Source organism: Gemmiger formicilis (assembly GCF_018784445.1).
Lineage (GTDB): Bacteria > Bacillota > Clostridia > Oscillospirales > Ruminococcaceae > Gemmiger.
On record NZ_WQOH01000038.1, the window covers coordinates 1 to 498 of the forward strand.

The following is a 498-nucleotide window of genomic DNA, read 5'->3' on the forward strand; positions in this document are numbered from 1 at the left end:
CTGTTCTTATCGTTTCTGGCGTTCTGTGCTTCGACATAAGCACCGTATTTTGCGGAGTAGAACAGTTCCTCCACTTCCTCGAAAGTGTCTGCAAGCTCGCTCTGGACTTGCTTCTCTGCAAAGGTGCGATAGCCGTTGAAGCAGTCCCAATAGACATTGTGCTTGGCTCGTTCTTCGTCAATGTGTTCGCTGTTGCTCACATCAAAAGTGCGGTCATTGTGCTTCGGGTTGTAAGTGCCATGCTTGCCGGAGCGACCGTTGTGTCTTGTTAATTTCAAACCATTTCTAACCTCCGTTCAGATTTTCCCCGCAGGGGAAAGGGGCAGCGAAGCTGCCATCCTTGCTGCAATTTTGCGACAAGTAATACCCAGTACTAAGTGGCGAAACGCCACTTAACTGGGCAAGGCTGCCGCCCTTGACCTGCACAGGGATATTGCATTCCCTGTACCCATGCACAAAGGGCTTGCCGCCCTCTGTACTCCTGCCCGATAAACTGCT

1 pseudogene is annotated in these 498 nt (G+C 51.2%); it reads right to left on the reverse strand.

From position 1 onward, the window contains the following. Positions 1–278, reverse strand: a pseudogene (locus GPK89_RS11520) (serine/arginine repetitive matrix protein 2); the annotation flags it as partial. Between the last annotated feature and the right edge of the window lie 220 nt (positions 279–498).